Source organism: Lysobacter sp. GCM10012299, from assembly GCF_042649405.1.
Taxonomy (GTDB): Bacteria; Pseudomonadota; Gammaproteobacteria; order Xanthomonadales; family Xanthomonadaceae; genus Lysobacter_J.
The window spans coordinates 395,145-413,102 of the sequence record NZ_JBHRZC010000002.1 but is presented as its reverse complement, the minus strand read 5'-3'; the positions used below and the strand labels follow the sequence as shown (position 1 = coordinate 413,102).

Below are 17,958 nucleotides of genomic sequence, written 5' to 3'. Positions count from 1 at the left end.
CGACTTAGTGACTCTCGTACGCGCCGGCGATGTAGACGACGGTGAGGATCATGAAGATGAAGGCCTGCAGCAGCACGATCAGGATATGGAACAGCGCCCATGCAGCGTTGAACAGCACGCCCGGCACGAACATGATCAGGCTGCCGCCGAGCAGGCCGGCGATGAGCATGAACACCAGCTCGCCGCCGTACATGTTGCCGAACAGTCGCATGGCGAGGCTGACCGGCTTGACCAGGTACTCGATGACGTTGAGGCCGAGGTTGGCCGGTGCCAGCGCGATCTTGGTGCCGGTGCCGTGCGCGTGGAACGGCGCGGTCAGCAGCTCCTTGCCGAAGCCGAAGCCGCCCTTGGCCTTCACCGAATGCCACAGGATCAGGAAGAACACGACGACCGACATGGCCAGCGTGGTGTTGAGGTCCGCGGTGGGGACCCAACGGAAGTAGGTGTGGTGCGCGACATCGGCGCCGGCGGCCAGCTTGATCGCCGTGTACGGCGCGTCGAGCGGCAGCAGGTCCATGCAGTTCATCAGCACGACCCACATGAAGATGGTCAGCGCCAGCGGGGTCAGCGAACGGCGGTCGCCGTGGAAGCTGTCCTTCACCTGGCCGTCGATGAACTCCAGGATCAGCTCGACGAAGGCCTGGCCCTTGCCCGGCACGCCGGAAGTGGCCTTGCGCGCGAAGAAACCGAACCAGGTGATGAAGATCAGGCCCAGCACCAGCGACACCGCCCAGGTGTCGATGTGGAACGCACCGCCAAAGAACTCGATCGAGTTCTGCTGGAGATGGTGCTGAATGTATTCGTTCAGGCCGCCCGAACCGGTCTGTTCACTCACGAAAAGACACCTATCGTTTCAAAAGGTTGGCCAGGACGAATGCCAGCGTTCCCGCAAGCACTCCCACCAGCATTGGCAACGGCGGCAGCTTGAACCCGGCGAGGCCGAGCGTTAAAACTGCAAACACCACCACCCACTTCAACATCACCCCGGCCAGAAGCCGCCCCACCGCCATCCCGGCCGGCTGGATACCGCCTCCGAGGGCCATCAGGGCCGCTACGACACTGCCCGCGACGATCGCGCCACCGCCGACCGCCGCCGCCAGCGCCGAAGGCGCCCCGAGGGGGAGGAAGGCCAGCGCGACCAGCGCTGCCGCGCCGGCCTGCCAGGCAGTCGCGCGCGACGCCAGCCGGCGACCTGCGGACAATGGATCGTGCACGCGGGACTCGTCGGTCTGGGGCAGGCGCAAAGCGCCCGGTAGAGCCGCAAAAGTATAGAGGTCGGCGGCGTTCCCGGCAACCGGCGTCAGTCACGTTTGCACGGGAGTTTGGCCCGTTCAGGTTGCTGCGGAAGGCGTCCGGCGGCTTCATGGCGGCCAGCGTGACCGCATCGGTGCGTGCGCTCAATTACCTGAAAGGTAAGGCGCGCGGGCCCTGCGGCGAATGATAGCGCTACCCTATCGAAGCCAGTGCAACTTTGAATTTGACTCCGCGCGGCCCGCGTGCAGAATCGATAATCATTCTCATCTGCGCAGGCGTGCCATGACCAAGACCCTCAGCTTCGCGGCGGTCCACTTCAGCGTCGCATTCACGGTTGGCTATCTGATGACCGGCAGCGTCTGGGTCGGCGGTGCGCTGGCCCTGGTCGAGCCGGCCTGCAACACGGTCGCCTTCCACTTCCACGAGAAGATCTGGAAGCGGATCGAACTGCGCCGGAGCCGTGACCGGCAAGGCGATGCCACGGCCGTGACGGCCTGAGATCCCGCAGTCAGGCAACCGGCCGGCGTACGCGGCACATTAGCGACGGAACCTTTCGAGATTCCACCGGTCACACCTAGAGATCGCCCGCCCAGTCTCTACTCCTCGTCAAAGCAAGCTAAGGCGGGCCCTCCGAAGCCCCGGTCTCCCTACCGGGGCTTCGCCTTTTGCGCGAGCGCAAACGCGTAGCCCGGGTAAGCGAAGCGCACCCGGGGATCAGGCCTGCGTGGACCCGGGTGCGCTTCGCTTACCCGGGCTACGTTTGCCGGAGACTTGTCATCCCGGCGAACGCCGGGATCCATTCTGGGGGCGCGTTACTTCTTCTTGGGGATGTACAGGTCGGTGATCGTGCCTTCGTACACTTCCGCCGCCATGCCAACCGATTCGCTCAAGGTCGGATGCGGGTGGATCGTGCTGCCGATGTCGGACGCTTCGGCGCCCATCTCGATCGCCAGCGCCACTTCGGTGATCAGGTCGCCGGCATGCACGCCGACGATGCCGCCGCCGATGATGCGATGGGTCTTCTCGTCGAAGATCAGCTTGGTGAAACCTTCACCACGACCGATGCCGACCGCGCGCGCAGACGCGGCCCACGGGAACTTGCCGATGCCGATCTCCAGGCCCTTGGCCTTGGCTTCGGTTTCGGTCACGCCGACCCATGCGATTTCCGGATCGGTGTAGGCCACCGACGGAATCACCCGCGCCACCCACTCGCGCTTCTCGCCCGCAGCGACTTCCGCCGCCAGCTTGCCTTCGTGCGTGGCCTTGTGCGCCAGCATCGGCTGGCCGACGAGATCGCCGATGGCGAAGATGTGGGGAACGTTCGTGCGCATCTGCCGGTCGACCGGGATGAAACCGCGGTCGGTGACCTGCACGCCGGCCTTGTCAGCGTCGATCTTGCCGCCGTTGGGCGAACGACCGACCGCCACGAGCACGCGATCGAACGTCATCGGCGCCGGCGCGGCGTCGCCTTCGAACGACACGGTGATGCCCTGCTTGGAGGCTTCGACCGTCGTCGCCTTGGCCTTGAGGTGGATGGCCACGCCCTGCTTCTTCAGGCGATCGGCCAGCGGCTTGACCAGGTCCTTGTCGGTGCCCGGCATCAGCTGCTCCATGAACTCGACCACGGTCACTTCACTGCCGAGCGCCTTGTACACCGTGGCCATTTCCAGGCCGATGATGCCGCCGCCAACCACCAGCAGCTTCTTCGGCACGTCGACCAGGTCGAGCGCGTCGGTGGAGTCCATCACGCGCGGGTCGTCCCAAGGGAAGTTCGGCAGCTTCACCGCCTGCGAACCGGCGGCGATGATGCACTGCTCGAAGCGCAGCAACTGGGTCTTGCCGTCGTCGCCGGTGATCTCGATTTCGTTCGCCGACACGAACTTGCCGTAGCCCTGCACCGTGCGCACCTTGCGCTGCTTGGCCATGCCGGCCAGGCCCTTGGTGAACTGGTTGACGACCTTGTTCTGCTTGAAGTCGCGCAGCTTGTCGATGTCGATCTTCGGCTTGCCGAAGTCGATGCCGATGTCGGACGAATGCGCCGCTTCCTCGATCAGCGCGGCGGCATGCAGCAGCGCCTTGGACGGGATGCAGCCCACGTTGAGGCAGACGCCGCCGAGCGCGGCGTAGCGTTCGATCAGCACGGTGTCGAGGCCGAGGTCGGCGGCGCGGAACGCGGCGGTGTAGCCGCCGGGGCCGGAACCGAGCACGACCATGCGGCATTCGATGTCGGCCTTCTTGCCGGTGCCGGTGGCCGCCTTCGGCGCTTCGCTCCCTCTCCCGCTTGCGGGAGAGGGATGGGGTGAGGGCGCCGGCGCCGCGGCGGCCGACTTGCCCTCACCCGCCGCGCTGCGCGCGGCGACCTCTCCCGCAGGCGGGAGAGGTGCTTTTTCTTCGGCGGCGCCAGCGCCTTCCAGGATCGCGATCACCGCGCCCTCGGCCACCTTGTCGCCGACCTTGACCTTGAGCTCCTTGACCACGCCGTCGGCCGACGACGGCACTTCCATCGTCGCCTTGTCCGACTCCAGCGTGACCAGGCCCTGGTCCTTCTTCACCGTATCGCCGACCGCGACCAGCAGCTCGATCACCGGCACGCCGTCGTAATCGCCGATGTCCGGCACCTTGACTTCAATGGTCGCCATTCAATTCTCCTGCGCTCAACCGGTGGCGCCGGCGAGCGATTGTTCCAGTTCTTCGAGCGACTCTTCGAGCTTGCGCCAGCGCTTGATGCGCTTTTCGTCGCTGTCGTCGGTGGCCTCGATCAGCAGGCCGACCTGATCCATGAGCTGCGCGGCGGGCCCGCAACCGGGCTGCAGGCCGCTGACGCGCAGGTCGTCGACCACGAACAGCAGCACTTCGTTGTCGTGGAACTGCGCGGCACGGTCGGCCGGCACTTGGGTGCTCAGCGCACGCTGCCAGTCGCTGACGAGGCGTCGCGCCAGCGCGGCCGGCATCGGCACCTGCTGCACGTCGGGCTGCTGGCCCACGCGCAGTTCGCGCTTGCCGTCGGCCCACACCTGCACGCGCTCATCGGCCTGGCTGTAGCGCAGGGTCCAGTCGCCATCGCCTGCGGTGGCGAACAGCTGCACGGCGCTTTCGACGCTGCGCGCCGGCAGGCGGGTCATGCTCAGCGTCGGCTTGGCGCCGGCGGCAAACAGGCCTTCGACCGCGGAACCGTAGTTCTCGGTCGCCGGCGGCCAGCCGCGGCCGAGCTCGAGGTTGCACGCGTCGTCGGCGTGCGCGCTTGCCGCTGCCTGTACGGCCAGCAGGCTCGCCATCAGGTACAGCGCGCGCGGGCTCACAGAAGCACGCGCCGCATGTCGGCCAGCAACTGCGCCAGGTGCGCGGTGAAACGCGCGGCCAGGGCACCGTCGATGACGCGGTGGTCGTAGCTCAGCGACAGCGGCAGGATCAGGCGCGGCGCGAACTGCTTGCCGTCCCAGACCGGCCGGATCGCCGACTTCGACACGCCGAGGATGGCCACTTCCGGCGCGTTGACGATCGGCGTGAACTTGGTGCCGCCGATGCCGCCGAGCGAGCTGATCGAGAAGCAGCCGCCGCTCATGTCGGCCGGGCCGAGCTTGCCGTCGCGGGCCTTCTTGGCCAGCTCGGAGGTTTCCTGGGCGATCTGGATCACGCCCTTCTTGTCGACATCGCGCACGACCGGGACGACCAGGCCATTGGGCGTGTCGGCGGCGAAGCCGATGTGGAAGTACTTCTTCAGCACCAGCGTCTCGCCGGTCGCATCGAGCGAGGCGTTGAAAGTCGGGTACTTCTGCATCGCCGACACCGAGGCCTTCATCAGGAAGGCGAGCATGGTCAGCTTGATGCCGGCCTTTTCGTTTTCCTTGTTGAGCGCGACACGCAGCTCCTCGAGGTCGGTGATGTCGGCGTCGTCGTGCTGGGTGACGTGCGGGATCATCGCCCAGTTGCGCGACAGGTTCGCACCCGACAGCTTCTGGATGCGCGACAGCGGCTTGGTTTCGGTCTCGCCGAACTTGCTGAAATCGATCTTCGGCCACGGCAGCAGGTTGAGTCCGCCACCCAGCGCGACCGGTGCGCCGGCGGCGGCCGGTGCGGCACCACCCGCCATCACGCCCTTCACGAACTTCGACACGTCGTCCTTGCTGATGCGACCGCCGCGCTCGCTGCCGGCGACCTGCGACAGGTCGACACCGAGCTCGCGCGCGTACAGGCGCACCGCCGGGCTGGCGTACGGCACTTTGTCGGGCATCAGTTCGTCGGCATTGAAGGTCACCGGCGGGGTGCGCGGCGGCATCGCTTCCGGATCGGTGCCCGGGCGCTGCGCGTCAATCGACGCCTGGGCGATGCGGTCGGCCTGCGCGGCCACGACGACCGGCTCGACCTTGGTGCCCGTCTCGGCCGCCTTGACCTGCTGCGACGGCGCGGCCGGTTCGGCGCGCGGCGGCGGCGACGGCTTGGCCGGTTCGGCAGCCGGGGCCGGTGCTGCGGCGGCGGCGCCTGCCTCGGCCGGTTCGATCATCGCCACGACGCTGCCCTCGGACAGCTCGTCGCCGATCTTGACCTTGAGTTCGCGCACGATGCCGGCGAAGGGCGCGGGAACTTCCAGCGTCGCCTTGTCGGACTCCAGCGTGACCAGTCCCTGGTCCACTTTCACTGTGTCGCCGACGGCGACCAGCAGTTCGATCACGGGCACGCCTTCGTAGTCCCCGATATCGGGAACGCGCGCTTCTTTGAGGTCAGCCATGTGTGTGGGGTCCGGCAGTACGCGAAAACCCTATTGTGCGGGTTGCCGGCGACCGCGCCAACCGCAGGCGACATACGTCACGGTATCGCCCGCCAAGGCCGACAGGCCTAGCGTGCCCGGGCCTGCGCCGCCTCCGCCGCGGCATCCCTGGCGGGGTTGGCATCATCCTTGTCGGCCGGCTTGTCCTGGCGAGCTTCCAGCATGTTGAGCGGTCGACCATCGGGCAGGCGGAATTCCAGCGAATCGTCGATCCGGTCCAGCTCGACCATGCGCCGGCACAGGCCGTCGGCGCGCTGCTCCAGTGCCTTGGCCCGGGGCTCGACCTTGGCGTCGATCTGCGCGTCGAGGTTCTCCAGGCGCTTGAGGCGGCTGGCGTCACCGCTGAAGGCCGCGCCTATCGCGCCGCTGACGATGTCGCCGATCATGCTCGGGATCACCTCGGCGACCGCTTCGCCGATGCCCTGCCCCAGGTCGTGGCCGTTGAAGCGGGTGGGCGTGACCGATCGCGCCAGGCGGGCGTCGATCTTCGCCCGCGCCTGCGTCACCCGGGCCTGCGCCGCCTTGGGATCGCTGCTGAAACCGGCCGCGACTTCGCCCAGCACGCTGAAGGCGATGTCGGCCGCTTCGCGCCCGATCGCCTGCGCTTCCGGCATCGCCGCGCGCGTGCCCTTCTCGAATTCGGCGATGCGCTGGGTGTCGGCACTGCTGAGAGTCACCCAGCGGTCATCGACGAACAGCTTGCCCTGGCGCATCACGATCGCCTTCGGCACGCCGCTGTCGCGGGTGAGGATCACGCTGCGGTCGTCGATGCTCAGGTCGTAGTCACTGTCCATGTTGCAGGACATGTCCACGTGGGTTTCCCGGGGTTCGGTTTCCGCCGCATGTGCGTACGCAACCGGCAACGACAGTGCAATGAGCACGCTGTGCAAGGACAAGGCGCGCATGTCGACCCCCATGGTTCCTGGAGCCCATATCTTGCAGCTTCCGGGCCGCGATGTCCTCTAGCGCGCCATTGCTGCGCACGCGCGATTGGGCGGTGTCGTCACCGTGAGTTCATCCGCGCCATGTTTACGCGCGCACGTCAGTGAACACGAGCTTCGCGCGAAAGTTCCGCGCCGCGCGACCTCCGGGGCAAGAACGGTTCATGCGGCGGTGATTAGGGTAGGCGCGCCTTTCCAAGGCAGCCTCCCCCAAGGCGTCAGCAAGTCGTTCCCAATAACGAGGAGTTCTCTCCATGATGCATTTTCGTCATTTGACCCTGGCCGTCCTGGCCACCCTGGCCATCGCCCCGTCCGCCTTCGCGCAGGACGCATCCACTGAAGCAGCGAGCGGCAAGCGCTTCGCCGTGGTCGGTGGTTACGCGCTGTCGGAGCCGACCAAGAATCCGGAAATCGCCGGCGCCCGCACCAACGTCGACGGCGACGGCGCCGCGACGCTCAGTGCCAGCTACTACGTCACCGACAACATCGCCATCGAAGCGTGGGGCGCCGCCGACAAGTTCGGCCATCGCGTCAACACGGCCAATGGCAAGGTCGCCAGCATCGACAGCCAGCCGTATGCGCTGAGCGGTCAGTACCACTTCGGCAATTCGACCAGCCTGGTGCGTCCGTTCGTCGGCCTGGGCTACTTCGAGGCCAACGTCGACGGCGAGAAGCCCGAGCCGACGGGCGCGCTGGCGGGCCAGCGCATCGGCGTGGAAACCGCCAAGGGTGCGATGGCCACCGCCGGCCTCGACGTCAACATCACCCCGACCTGGTTCGCACGCGCCGACGTGCGCTACATGCACGACACCACCGGCCAGCCGGACGTGAAGGTCGATGGCGCCAAGGTGGGCAAGGCCGAGCTGAATCCGGTCGTCCTCGGCGTTGGCGTCGGCGCGCGCTTCTAAGGTCCGCCGTCCACTGCATGGCAACGGGCCCCGAGCGGGCCCGTTGTTTTCTTCACGCGCCGACGACACCGCGGGGCGAGCGCCGCTCAAGCGCCTCGCGGCGTTCACGCTGCGATCACCGCCCGCAGTTAGGGTCGCGGGTGTTTCCTAAAGGCAGGAGTTACGCATGACGACCAAGCTCGATAAACCGCTGCGTCGCGAGATCCAGATCGAGGATCGCCCCTACACGCTCACCATCGATGCCGATGGCCTGAAGCTGGTGGAGAAAGGGCGCCGCAACGGCCAGGAAGTACGTTGGGCCGACCTGGTGGGCGGCAATACCGCGCTGTCGGCCGCATTGAACGCCAGCACCGAGAACTGATCGACGCGCCAAGGCGCACCCATCGACTCGACGGCGCGGCTTGCCTGGCCGCGCCCTCGACCCGGGCGTCCGCGATGCATGCAGGCGTCAGGGATGCTCGGCTTCGGCGTGCACGCGTTCGCGCTGCAGCAGGTACAGGCCGCTGGCGATGATGATGCCGGCGCCCACCCAGGTGATCGCATCGGGCAGCACGCCCCACAGGGTCAGGTCCAGCAGCACGCCCCAGACCAGGGCGGTGTATTCCAGCGGCGCGATCAGCGACGCCTCGCCCATCCGGAACGCTTCGGTGATCGCGTACTGGCCCAGCGCGCCGGCCACGCCTATCCCGGCGATCAGCCACAGGTCATCACTGCGGATCGGCACCCACTGCGGCCATGCAAGCACGCCTGCGCCGACCGCGATCATCGCCATCAGCCACACCATCATTGCTTGCGTGCTGTCGGTGCGCGCGAGGATGCGCACCGTGATTGCGCTGACCGAGTACATCAGCGCCGCCACCAGCACCGCCAGCGCGGCCAGGCTCACCAGGCCCTCGCCGGTGGGCCGCAGCAGCACCAGCACGCCCAGCAGGCCGACGCCAATGGCGGTCCAGCGCCGCGGCCCGACCTTCTCGCCGAGGAACGGCACCGACATCGCGGTGATGATCAGCGGCGCGACGAAGAAGATCGAGTACGTGGTCGACAGCGGCATCCGCGCCACCGCGTAGACGAAGGCGGCCATCATCGCCACGCCCAGCACGCCGCGCAGGAGGTGCAGCGACCAGCGCACGCGCAGCAGCGGCGCCACGCCCACCGTGGCCAGCGCCCACACCAGCACCAGCGGGAACGAGGCCGCACCGCGCAGCGAGGCGACCTGGAACGGCGGGTAGTGCGCAGAGAGCTGCTTGAGGCCGGCGTCCATCATCGCGAACAGCGCCACCGCGACCAGCATGGTCAGCATTGCGCGCGTCTGGCGGGCGCGTGTCTGCCGGGCATGCGCCTGGTGCTGGTCGGTTGGCACGGTCAACCGTCCTGCGACGCCCAGCGGCCGATGTCGATCACGAAGCGGTAGCGCACGTCGGCCTTGAGCATCCGCTCGTAGGCGTCGTTGACCTGCTCGATGCCGATCAGCTCAATGTCGGAGGCGACGCCGTGCTCGGCGCAGAAATCCAGCATCTCCTGCGTTTCGGCGATGCCGCCGATCATCGAACCGGCCAGGCGCCGGCGGCGGCGGATCAGCGTTCCGGCCGCCACTGCCTGCGGTGCATCGGGGATGCCGAGCAGGACCATGGTGCCGTCGAGCTTGAGCAGCTCCAGGTAGGCGTTGTAGTCGTGCGCGGCCGAGACGGTGTCGAGGATGTAATCGAACTGCTGCGCCAGCGTCTTGAAGACCGTGCCATCGCGGGTGGCGGCGAAATCCTTGGCGCCCAGCGCGAGCGCATCGGCGCGCTTGGACTCCGACGTGCTCAGCACCGTGACCTCCGCGCCCAGCGCCACGGCCAGCTTCACGCCCATGTGCCCCAGCCCGCCCAGTCCGACCACGGCGACCTTGTCACCGGCCTTGACGCCGAAGTGCTTGAGCGGCGACCAGGTGGTGATGCCGGCGCACAGCAGCGGCGCGGCGCGGTCGAGCGGGATCGACGGCGGGATCCGCAGCACGTACGCCTCGTCGACGGTGATGCGGGTGGAGTAGCCGCCGTAGGTCGGCCGCGTCTTGTCGAAGCGGTGGTCGACCGGGTCGCGCTCGAAGCTGTTGTAGGTGCCGCTCATGCCCTGCTCGCAGAACTGCTCCTCGCCGGACGTGCAGTTCGCGCAGCTGCGGCAGGAGTCGACGAACACGCCGACACCGACGTGGTCGCCGACCTTGAACTTCCCCGCCTGCGCGCCAACGCTGGCGACGCGGCCGACGATCTCGTGCCCGGGCACCATCGGGAAACTCGCACCGCCCCATTCGTCGCGGGCCTGGTGGATGTCGGAGTGGCAGACGCCGCAGTAGAGGATGTCGATCAGCACCTCGGAGGGGCCCGGCTCGCGGCGCTCGATGGTGAAGGGGGCGAGCGGCGAACGGGCGTCCTGCGCGGCGTAGGCGGGCGTCTTGAGCATGGTGCGTCCAGGCATCTTTCGGGCACGAGTGGGCCGCCAGTCTAGCCCCCGCCGGCGCCGCGTCGCGCGCATGCGGTGCAACGCAGCGTGCCGTGGCTGCGCGATGGCGCGGCCTGCGCTAACCTTTGCGCCCCCCGTAGTGCGTTCCGCTGGAGCCGGCCATGCCTTCTTTTGACGTCATTTCCGAAGTCGACACCCACGAGTTGACCAATGCCGTCGACCAGGCCAACCGCGAGCTCGGCACCCGCTTCGACTTCAAGGGCGTCGATGCCAAGTTCGAGCTGGACGACCAGGTGATCAGCCAATCGGCGCCGAGCGACTTCCAGCTCAAGCAGATGAACGACATCCTGCGTGCACGCCTGATCGCGCGCGGCATCGATGCGCGCTGCCTGGAGTTTGGCGACGTCGAGACCAACCTGGCCGGCGCGCGCCAGAAGATCACCGTCAAGCAGGGCATCGAGCGCGAGCTGGCCAAGAAGATCCAGGGCGCCCTCAAGGACGCCAAGATCAAGGTCGACAGCCAGATCAACGGCGACAAGCTGCGCGTCAATGGCAAGAAGCGCGACGACCTGCAGGCGGCCATCGCCCTGCTCAAGGCGGCCGAGTACGAGCGCCCGCTGCAGTTCGACAACTTCCGCGACTGAGGTGGCGATGAGCGGCGATGACCACGAGGCGATCGCCGCGACGCGGCGCTGGCTGGAACGCGCGGTGATCGGGCTGAACCTGTGCCCGTTCGCCAAGGCGGTGTACGTCAAGCAGCAGGTGCGGTTCGTGCTGAGCGAGGCGACCACGCCGGAGGCGCTGCGCGAGGAGCTGGCCTCCGAACTGGCGCTGCTCGCGGCGACCGATGCGGAGGAGACCGACACGACGCTGCTGGTCCATCCGCAGGTGCTCGGCGATTTCCTCGATTACAACGACTTCCTCGACCAGGCCGACTCGGTGATCGCGTTCCTCGGGCTGGAGGGCCACATCCAGGTGGCCAGCTTCCATCCCGACTACCAGTTCGCCGGCACGGCGCTCGACGATGTGGGGAACTGCAGCAACCGCTCGCCGTATCCGATGCTCCACCTGCTGCGCGAGGCCAGTGTCGAGCGTGCGGTGGCGGCGTTCCCGGACCCGGAGGTGATCGTCGAGCGCAACATCGCGACGCTGGAGAAGCTGGGGATCGAGGGCTACCGGCGGTTGTTGGAGCCGTAGCGTTCCGTCATCCCGGCGAAAGCCGGGATCCATCCTGCTCGTCATCCCGGCGAAAGCCGGGATCCATCTCGCTCGTCATCCCGGCGAAAGCCGGGATCCATCCTGCTCGTCATCCCGGCGAAAGCCGGGATCCAGGAGACCGCGCCAACGTCAAAATGGGTCCCGGCTTTCGCCGGGACGACGGTGACGGACTTGACGACGTGCGGGCCTGGGTCCCGGCGTTCGCCGGGACGACGGTCAGCGCAGCGCCGGCTCGATCAGCGTGCGCGCCTGCACCAGCGAATCGACGATGCGGTGCCCCAGCGCGCGCGCCGTGTCGTCCGGCACGACCAGGTCGGGCACCTGGATCGGCGTCATGCCCGCGGCCAGTGCCGCGCGCACGCCCGGCACCGAGTCTTCCAGCACCACACAATGCGCCGGCGCCACGCCCAGTCGCTCCGCCGCCAGCAGGTAGATGTCCGGCGCCGGCTTGGAGTGGACGACATCGCTGCCGGTCACGACCGTGACGAAATGCGGCAGCAGCCCGCACAGTTCCAGTTTCTGCATCGCCCGCTCGCGCCGGGTCGAGGTCACTACGGCGCGCGGCACGCCGCGCCGGTCCAGCAACGCCAGCAGTTCGAGCAGGCCGGGCTTGAGCGGCAGGCCGGCTTCGACGTGCGCGTCATAACGCGTGCGGCAGCCCTGCAGCAGCGCCTGCAACCGGTCTTCGTCCAGGTAGGCGCGCAGCAGGTCGTGGCAGGCGCGGTCCGACTGGCCGACGAACGACAACCACAGCGAGTCTTCGAACTGCAGTCCCAGTTCGTCCGCGGTTTCGCGCCAGCACTGCAGCAGCGCGCGTTCGCTTTCGATCATCAGCCCGTCCATGTCGAACAGGACAGCGACCGGGGTGAACTGCACCGGTCCCAGCAGACTCATGCCGCGGCACCGAACAGGCGCGTGATGTCGCCGGCATCGAGCAGGCGCCATTGCCCGGCGGGCAGGTCGTCGAGGCCGAGCCCGCCGATGCGGCTGCGATGGAGCGCCTCGACGTGGTTGCCGGTGGCGGCGAACATGCGCCGCACCTGGTGGTAGCGGCCTTCGGTGAGGGTCAATGCGGCGTGGCGCGGGTCGTTGACCTGCAGCTGCGCCGGCGCCAACGGCGTGTCTTCGGACTCGAGCACCAGCGTGCCGCTGGCGAACAGCGTGCCTTCGTCGCCGCGCAGGTCCTGCGCCAGCGTGGTCTCGTAGACCTTGGCCAGCCGGGCCTTGGGCGAGACGATGCGATGCAGCAGCGCGCCGTCATCGGTCATCAGCAACATGCCGGACGTGTCACGGTCGAGCCGGCCGACGCTGGACAGGATCGGCGAGCGCAGCCGGTAGCGTGGCGGCAACAGGTCGTAGATGACGCGACCGGGATCCTTGGTCGAGCAGGTGTAACCGACCGGTTTGTGCAGCATCAGGGTCAGGCCGGCCGGCGGATCGAGCGGTTCACCGTCGACGCGGATGCCTTCATGTTCGACCTTGTCATCGGCATACAGCACCTCGCCGGCCGCATCGGTGATGCGCCCTTCGCGGAACATCCGGGCGACATCCTTGCGGCTGCCGTAGCCGAGGTTGGCGATCAGCTTTACCAGCTTCATTTCCAGTTCCTTTCCCTGGACTTGCCCTTGCGGCGGTCTTCGCGGGCAGCGCCCGTCGGCGCCGCAGGTGCCGCCTGCGGCGTGGCCACGGCGGCGATCACCTTGAAACCGTCACGCTGAGCCACGGTGCGCACGTCGCCGAAATGCACCGACAGCATCTCCTCGTAAGGCAAGTGGCGATTGGCGACCAGCCACAACTGCCCGCCCGGTCGCATCGCCTGCGCGGCGGCGGAAATGAAGGCCCGGCCGATGTCGGGACGATCGGCACGACCCTGCGCGTGGAACGGCGGGTTGCTGACGATCACGTCGTACTTGTCCGTCAGGCCACGGGTGACGTCGTGCCAGTGGAAGCCAAGCTGGACGCGTGCTGCGTCCTGAGCGAGGTTGCTGCGTGCCAGCTCCAGCGCGCGACCCTCGGCCTCGAACAGGTCCAGTGCGGTGATGCCCGGGCAGCGCGCCAGCAACTCGCTGGCGATGTAGCCGTAGCCGGCACCGAGATCGGCGGCGCGACCGGCCAGGGTCGGCGGAAGCTGCTCGACCAGCAGGCGCGAGGCCGGGTCGATGCGGTCCCAGGCGAACAGGCCCGGCCGGCTGAGGAAGCGGCCCTCGGCGATCGCGCGCGGCGCATCGGCCTGCAGCCATTGCCTGGCCAGCTCCGGATCGGCCGGACCGTCCATGGGCGCGGTCCAGAACACCCGGCATTTGTGCTTGGAGAGGTTGCCGACCGGACCGGCGATGCGCGCCAGGTCCGCTTCGCCGGATTTGGCACCTTCGTTGTTGCCCAGGCAGGCCACGACGCGACCACCCGGTGCGCAGCGCGCCAATGCGCGTGCGAACAACGCGCGCGCTTCGTCGCGCTGGCGCGGCGGCAGCACCAGCACCAGCGGATAGAGGCGCTCGTCATCGGCCTCGACGCGGGTGAGGCCTGAACGCTCGAGTGCGTCGGCCTCGGGCTTGAAGCTCTGTTCACAGACCAGGCCGGGAAGCGCGCGCTGGTGCAGCGGCCAGCCGTCGCGCGCACGCAAAAACAGGGCGCCGCCGGTGTCCGGCCAACTCAGCAATCCGTCCGCGAACGGGAGAAACAGGGCCTGCAGGGCCGCATCGTCGCCTTCAGCACGCATGCCGGGCACTCATGGGGGAAAGTACGGGTGTCATTGCGCAATTCTACGCGGCCGCACGCCGCACTACGGCCAAAGCGCAGGAGCTTCATGCCGATTCAACGCCTTGCGCGGCACCATGGAGCCAGATTCAGGCAAGGAGAATGGCGATGCGCGCGCTTTTCGTAGGCGGACTGGTCGACAACAGCGAGCTCGATCTGGACGGCGCCGAGCCGCCCCTGCATTACCCGGAGAACACGGGTGCGGGGCAACCACGGTATCGGCTGCACCAGATCGGCATGCGCGACGGCGAAATCGCCTACGCGGTCTACGGCGCGCCGGACCTGCCCACCGACGAGGTCGACCGCGTCGCCAGCGAACGCGGCTACCCGCGCCGGTTCAGCGCGAAGCCGCAACCGGTGTTCCAATAGCGGTGCCCAGTAGCGGCGCCCCAGTAGCGGCCGCAACGCCCAGTCAATCCTGCAACTCCCGCAAGGTCACCGACGGCGGCGCATCAAGCACGCGCCGCGTCGCAAACATGCCTGCCAGCAACGCCGCCAGCACGCCGATGGCCGCGCCGGCCGCGGCCAGGCGCCAGTCGGTCTTCCACGGCAGGTCGAACACGCGCGTGGCGATCACGCCGGCCAGCACCGATGCGGCGATGGCGGCGGTGAGGCCCGACAGCAATCCGATCGCGGCGAACTCCGAGGCCTGCGCCAGGCGCAACTGGCGACGGCTGCCGCCAATGGCGCGCATCACGCCGCCTTCCAGCAGGCGCTCGTCCTGGCTGGCACTGACCGCGGCCATCAGCACCAGCAGGCCCGCCGCCAGCGAGAACACGAACACCACCTCGACCACCGTCGACACCTGGTCGGCGGTGCTGCGCACCTGCTTGAGCACGGCGTCGATGTCGACCACCGACAGGTTCGGGAAGCGCTCGACCAGGTCGGCGGTGAAGCGCGTGCGCGTCGGTGGCACGCTCACGGCGGTGATGTAACTGGCGGGAAAACCGTCGAGCGAACCCGGCGAGGCGATCACGAAGAAGTTCGGCCGGAAGCTTTCCCAGTCGACGCTGCGCAGGCTGGTGATGGTCGCTTCGAACGGCTGCCCGGCGATGTCGAAGGCGATGCGGTCGCCGAGCTTCCAGCCCAGCCGCTCGGCGAAATCTTCCTCGACCGACGCTTCCGGACGCGCAGGCCTGCGCTTGCCCCAGAAGGTGCCGGCGGTGACGCGGTTGTCCTCGCGCAGGTGATCGGTGACCGAGAGGTTGAATTCGCGCTCTGCCAGGCGCTGCGCGCGCTCGCCCTGCGCTTCGTAATCGGCGCCGGTGACCGCCTTGCCGTTATGCGAGACGAGGCGACCGCGGATCATCGGATACAGCGTCGGCTCGGCGATGCCCTGCCCGGCGATGAAGGCGCGCACATCGGCGACCTGGTCGTCCTGCACGTTGATGATGAAGCGATTGGGCGCATCGGCCGACAGCGCGACCTGCCAGCGATCGAGCAGGTCGGTGCGCACGAAGGTCAGCAGCAGCAACGCCATCAGGCCCAGCCCCAGCGCCGACACCTGGGCGATGCTGGCGCCGGCACGACGGCTGACGTTGGCCAGGCCGTAGCGCAGGCTGCCACGCAGGCGCGAGCGGACGCGACGCACGACCAGGATCAGCAGCCACGCCAGCAGCGCGAGCACGACCAGCGTCGCCGCGATGCCGAGCAGCATCGACAGGCCCAGTGCGGCCGAGCCGGCCTTCCACCAGAGCAGCGCCGCGAGGCCGGCGAATCCGGCAATCGTCACCAGCCACGCACTCGGCTCGGTCGGGTCGAGATCGCGCCGCAGCACGCGCAGTGCCGGCACGCGCCGCAGCGCCAGCACCGGCGGCGCGCCAAACGCGAGCAGCACGACCAGGCCGACGCCGTAGCCCTGCAGTGCCGGCAGCAGGCCCGCCGGCGGAATCGACAGTTTCAGCGCCTGCTCCAGCCAGCCGCCGATCAGCCATTGCAGGCCGAACGCAAGCAGCACGCCAACAGTGCTGGCAATCAATCCCAGCATCACCAGTTCGCCGACCTGGATGGCGACCAGCGTGCGCTGGCTGGCGCCCAGGCAGCGCATCACCGCGGTGCCGGACAGATGGCGTTCGCTGTGCCGGCGCGCCGCCATCGCCACCGCGACCGCTGCCAGCACCACCGATACCAGCGCCGCCAGGCCAAGGAAGCGGCCGGCGCGGTCGAGCGCCGAGCGGATCTCCGGACGTGCATCGGCGATGGTTTCCAGGCGCTGGCCGCGTCCGAGCGCGGGACGTGCGCGCGCAACGAAGCGCTCGACTGCCTCGGCGGGACCTGCAATCACGAGCCGGTAGCGGATGCGACTGCCTTCCTGCACCAGACCGGTCGAGGGCACATCGGCAAGGTTGAGGAAGACCTTCGGCGCGACGTTGAAATAGTCCAGCGCCGCGTCTGGCTCCTGCATGACCAGCGCGGCCAGCTTGAACCTGGCATCGCCGATGGCGATCTCGTCGCCGAGGCGGGCACCGAGCGTGTCGGCGCCGGCACGGCTCATCCAGACGGTTCCCTTCGCCGGCACGTCACCGGCATCGCGCTCGACGCCACTGGCGTCGGCGATGCGGAAGCTGCCGCGCAACGGGAAGCCGTCGCCGAGGCCGCGCAGGTCGCCGAGCTGCAGGCGCTCGCCGACGCGGATCATCGTCTGCAGTTCCTGCGTCTGCGTCTGCTGCAGCTGCGGGTCATTGGCCGCCTCGCGAACGACGCCGGTGATCGGCGTGTCGGCACGCACCACGGCGTCGCCGCCGAGCAGTCGGTTGGCTTCGATCGCGAGCGCGCGCTCTGCACGGTCGGTGACGAAGCCGACCGCGGTCACGGCCAGCACCGCCAGCACCAGTGCCGCGATCAGGATGCGGACGTCGCCGGCGGCGAGGTCGCGGCGCAGTTGCCGCCAGGCCAGCCCGATCTGCCTCATGAGGCCACCAGGCGGCCGCTGTCGAGGCGCAGCATGCGGCTGCAGCGCGAGGCCAGGTGTTCGTCGTGGGTCACCAGCACCAGCGTGGTGCCGGCATCGGCATTGAGCTCGAACAGCAGCTCGATGATCGCCTGGCCGGTATGCGTGTCGAGGTTGCCGGTGGGCTCGTCGGCAAACAGCAGCGCCGGCCGGGTGACGAACGCGCGCGCCAGCGCGACGCGCTGCTGCTCGCCGCCGGACAGCTGCCGCGGGTAGTGGCCCAGGCGCTGTGCCAGGCCGACTTTCTCGAGGATCGTGCGCGCAGCCGACTCGACCTCGCGATCACCGCGCAGCTCCAGCGGCAGCATCACGTTCTCGATGGCGGTCAGCGAGGGCAGCAGCTGGAAGTTCTGGAAGACGAAGCCGACCTTCTCGCCGCGCACGCGGGCACGGCCGTCCTCGTCGAGCGTCGACAGCACTTCGCCGTCAAGCGTCACGCGGCCGCTGCTGGGCGTGTCGAGACCGGCCAGCAACGACAACAGCGTGCTCTTGCCGGAACCGGAAGCGCCGACTATCGCCACCGTGTCGCCGCGCGCGATCTGGAAGCCGACATCCTCGAGGATGACCAGCTCGCCCGAGGGCAGCATCACGCGCTTGCCCAGCCCGTCGACCTGAAGCGTTGCCGACGCCGTGGCCGGTGGAGCGGCGCGCAGTTCCATTGAATCGGCCATGATCGTCTCTATGCTTGAAGGGGACATGTCTTTCTCAGCCGGAGCCCGGGTC

Annotated in this window: 19 protein-coding genes; 6 read left to right on the top strand and 13 right to left on the bottom strand. The window is 68.3% G+C overall.

Annotation, left to right across the window (positions count from 1 at the left end; genetic code table 11):
- Window positions 1-4: 4 nt before the first annotated feature.
- Together atpB and ACFOPO_RS06220 are read right to left on the bottom strand one after the other, a co-directional pair.
- Window positions 5-835 (bottom strand): F0F1 ATP synthase subunit A, encoded by an 831-nt coding sequence (atpB, locus tag ACFOPO_RS06225; RefSeq protein ID WP_386701999.1) that lies wholly within the window; start codon window positions 833-835, stop codon window positions 5-7.
- 10 nt (window positions 836-845) lie between these two features.
- Window positions 846-1,214, bottom strand: coding sequence for a hypothetical protein (locus ACFOPO_RS06220; protein WP_386701997.1), 369 nt, complete (start codon window positions 1,212-1,214; stop codon window positions 846-848).
- A 322-nt stretch (window positions 1,215-1,536) separates the two neighbouring features.
- Between ACFOPO_RS06220 and ACFOPO_RS06215 the strand changes: the two genes are divergently transcribed.
- The gene (locus tag ACFOPO_RS06215; RefSeq protein ID WP_386701995.1) at window positions 1,537-1,752 is read left to right on the top strand and encodes a DUF2061 domain-containing protein; all 216 of its coding nucleotides are present in this window, start codon (window positions 1,537-1,539) and stop codon (window positions 1,750-1,752) included.
- 314 nt (window positions 1,753-2,066) lie between these two features.
- Here the strand turns inward: ACFOPO_RS06215 and lpdA are convergent, their stop codons facing one another.
- From lpdA to ACFOPO_RS06195, 4 genes are all read right to left on the bottom strand, one after another.
- Complete coding sequence (gene lpdA, locus ACFOPO_RS06210; protein ID WP_386701993.1) at window positions 2,067-3,893, bottom strand: dihydrolipoyl dehydrogenase; 1,827 nt, start codon at window positions 3,891-3,893, stop codon at window positions 2,067-2,069.
- 15 nt (window positions 3,894-3,908) lie between these two features.
- On the bottom strand, window positions 3,909-4,553 hold the full coding sequence (locus tag ACFOPO_RS06205; protein WP_386701991.1) for a hypothetical protein: 645 nt from the start codon (window positions 4,551-4,553) through the stop codon (window positions 3,909-3,911).
- Window positions 4,550-5,980 (bottom strand): dihydrolipoyllysine-residue acetyltransferase, encoded by a 1,431-nt coding sequence (locus tag ACFOPO_RS06200; protein WP_386701989.1) that lies wholly within the window; start codon window positions 5,978-5,980, stop codon window positions 4,550-4,552. Before ACFOPO_RS06200 ends, ACFOPO_RS06205 begins: the two co-directional genes overlap by 4 nt.
- Window positions 5,981-6,087: 107 nt before the next feature.
- Entirely contained in the window at window positions 6,088-6,924 is an 837-nt protein-coding gene (locus ACFOPO_RS06195) for a DUF2884 family protein (RefSeq protein ID WP_386701987.1), read from the bottom strand.
- A 290-nt stretch (window positions 6,925-7,214) separates the two neighbouring features.
- Between ACFOPO_RS06195 and ACFOPO_RS06190 the strand changes: the two genes are divergently transcribed.
- A complete protein-coding gene (locus ACFOPO_RS06190) occupies window positions 7,215-7,868 on the top strand; it encodes an OmpW family protein (RefSeq protein ID WP_386701985.1) in 654 nt (217 codons plus the stop codon).
- Window positions 7,869-8,034: 166 nt separating this feature from the next.
- A complete protein-coding gene (locus tag ACFOPO_RS06185; protein ID WP_386701983.1) occupies window positions 8,035-8,229 on the top strand; it encodes a hypothetical protein in 195 nt (64 codons plus the stop codon).
- Window positions 8,230-8,316: 87 nt separating this feature from the next.
- Here the strand turns inward: ACFOPO_RS06185 and ACFOPO_RS06180 are convergent, their stop codons facing one another.
- Together ACFOPO_RS06180 and ACFOPO_RS06175 are read right to left on the bottom strand one after the other, a co-directional pair.
- On the bottom strand, window positions 8,317-9,168 hold the full coding sequence (locus ACFOPO_RS06180) for a DMT family transporter (protein ID WP_386702675.1): 852 nt from the start codon (window positions 9,166-9,168) through the stop codon (window positions 8,317-8,319).
- Between the two features lie 62 nt (window positions 9,169-9,230).
- On the bottom strand, window positions 9,231-10,310 hold the full coding sequence (locus tag ACFOPO_RS06175) for an NAD(P)-dependent alcohol dehydrogenase (protein WP_386701981.1): 1,080 nt from the start codon (window positions 10,308-10,310) through the stop codon (window positions 9,231-9,233).
- 161 nt (window positions 10,311-10,471) lie between these two features.
- Here ACFOPO_RS06175 and ACFOPO_RS06170 point away from each other — a divergent pair, with 161 nt between their 5' ends.
- A complete protein-coding gene (locus ACFOPO_RS06170) occupies window positions 10,472-10,954 on the top strand; it encodes a YajQ family cyclic di-GMP-binding protein (protein WP_386701979.1) in 483 nt (160 codons plus the stop codon).
- A 7-nt stretch (window positions 10,955-10,961) separates the two neighbouring features.
- The gene (locus ACFOPO_RS06165) at window positions 10,962-11,507 is read left to right on the top strand and encodes a DUF1415 domain-containing protein (RefSeq protein ID WP_386701977.1); all 546 of its coding nucleotides are present in this window, start codon (window positions 10,962-10,964) and stop codon (window positions 11,505-11,507) included.
- A 237-nt stretch (window positions 11,508-11,744) separates the two neighbouring features.
- Here the strand turns inward: ACFOPO_RS06165 and ACFOPO_RS06160 are convergent, their stop codons facing one another.
- From ACFOPO_RS06160 to ACFOPO_RS06150, 3 genes are read right to left on the bottom strand one after another with little or no spacing between them, the layout of a single operon-like run.
- A complete protein-coding gene (locus tag ACFOPO_RS06160; RefSeq protein WP_386701975.1) occupies window positions 11,745-12,422 on the bottom strand; it encodes an HAD family hydrolase in 678 nt (225 codons plus the stop codon).
- Window positions 12,419-13,126 carry a pseudouridine synthase gene (locus tag ACFOPO_RS06155; RefSeq protein WP_386701973.1) on the bottom strand — a complete coding sequence of 236 codons (708 nt, stop codon included), beginning with the start codon at window positions 13,124-13,126 and terminating at the stop codon, window positions 12,419-12,421. Before ACFOPO_RS06155 ends, ACFOPO_RS06160 begins: the two co-directional genes overlap by 4 nt.
- Window positions 13,123-14,247, bottom strand: a complete 1,125-nt coding sequence (locus tag ACFOPO_RS06150) for a class I SAM-dependent methyltransferase (protein WP_386701971.1) — start codon at window positions 14,245-14,247, stop codon at window positions 13,123-13,125. The genes ACFOPO_RS06155 and ACFOPO_RS06150 overlap by 4 nt, the downstream gene beginning before the upstream one ends.
- A 146-nt stretch (window positions 14,248-14,393) precedes the next feature.
- Here ACFOPO_RS06150 and ACFOPO_RS06145 point away from each other — a divergent pair, with 146 nt between their 5' ends.
- On the top strand, window positions 14,394-14,654 hold the full coding sequence (locus ACFOPO_RS06145; RefSeq protein ID WP_386701969.1) for a hypothetical protein: 261 nt from the start codon (window positions 14,394-14,396) through the stop codon (window positions 14,652-14,654).
- Between the two features lie 43 nt (window positions 14,655-14,697).
- Here the strand turns inward: ACFOPO_RS06145 and ACFOPO_RS06140 are convergent, their stop codons facing one another.
- Both ACFOPO_RS06140 and ACFOPO_RS06135 read right to left on the bottom strand, forming a co-directional pair.
- Entirely contained in the window at window positions 14,698-17,196 is a 2,499-nt protein-coding gene (locus ACFOPO_RS06140; RefSeq protein WP_386701967.1) for an ABC transporter permease, read from the bottom strand.
- Entirely contained in the window at window positions 17,193-17,906 is a 714-nt protein-coding gene (locus ACFOPO_RS06135; protein WP_386701965.1) for an ABC transporter ATP-binding protein, read from the bottom strand. The genes ACFOPO_RS06140 and ACFOPO_RS06135 overlap by 4 nt, the downstream gene beginning before the upstream one ends.
- Between the last annotated feature and the right edge of the window lie 52 nt (window positions 17,907-17,958).